The following is a 1,034-nucleotide window of genomic DNA, read 5'->3' as shown; positions in this document are numbered from 1 at the left end:
CCATTTGCAGGGCGGCGATCTTCATGCCGTGCAGCATACCGCCGCGGCCGGTTCAGGGCGCGGCCGGGGCCAACGCGGCAGAGGCCGCAGGTGTCGGCAGCAGCGGCGCGTCCAGGTCCGGCAGAGGCTCGTTGGCCTTGCGTTCGACCGAGACGACATTGGGCTTGTCCCAGGGGCCGGTGACCTGGAACTCACGGGTGCTGGCCTGCATCAAGGGCTTGCGCAGGAACCATTGGGCCAGGAAGGTGCCCAGGCCGATCACTGGGTTGATCGCGGCGTAGGCCAGCGAGGCGGTACCGGCATTGATCTCGGGCACCACGACCACGCGCAGGTTCTGGGTTTCCTGGCGCATGTTGGCGCTGCCTTCCATCAGCACCACCGCCTGCGCGCTGCGAATGCGCAGGTTGTTGGTGCGCGCCACGCCATCGGCCAGCGCAATGTCGGCGCTGGCGTTGTCGAATGCAAAGCCTTCCTGGAACACATCGCGGAAGTCCAGCAGCAGCCGGCGCGGCAGGTTCTGAAGGCTGAGCACGCCCAGCAGCCGGCCGACGCCGGCATCGACTTTCAGGAACTGCCCGCTGTCCAGCGCCAGCTGCATCTGGCCGGTCATCTCGGCCCATTCCGGCGTCAGCGGCGAGCCGGTCCAGGCCAGCTGGCCCAGGATGTGGCCCTTGCCACCACGCATCACCCGGCCCATGCCCATGCGCTCCAGCAGGCCACCGCTGTCGCTGAGGTCCAGCCGGAAATCCATCGCCATGCGCCGGCGCGGGCCGGGCGACCACTGGCCGCTGCCCACGAGCTTGGCCTCGGGCGATGTCAGGTTCAGCTTGGAAAGCCGCCAGTCCGCCCCCTTGTAGGCCGCGTCCACCTCCAGCTTGCCCAGCTTCTTGCCGGCCAGCTCGAAGTCGTCGATCACGATGTCCAGCGCCGGCGGATGGTCGCCCGGGTCGTCGAGGATGTCGTCCACCGCATCGGCCTCGGACTGCGGCAGCGCCAGCCGCGTGAAGCGTGCGTGCACCAGGCCGGCCCGCTCG

General features: G+C 69.1%; 1 protein-coding gene. It reads right to left on the bottom strand.

The features are described from left to right. Positions 1-52: 52 nt before the first annotated feature. A partial coding sequence (locus FKP22_RS31510; RefSeq protein WP_310733407.1) for a YhdP family phospholipid transporter occupies positions 53-1,034 on the bottom strand: 982 nt, incomplete at its 5' end.

Origin of the sequence: Ideonella azotifigens (assembly GCF_006519715.1) — a bacterium.
Classification (GTDB): domain Bacteria; phylum Pseudomonadota; class Gammaproteobacteria; order Burkholderiales; family Burkholderiaceae_C; genus Ideonella; species Ideonella azotifigens.
The sequence above is the reverse complement of the archived record's forward strand: the minus strand, read 5'-3'. Positions and strand labels throughout refer to the sequence as shown.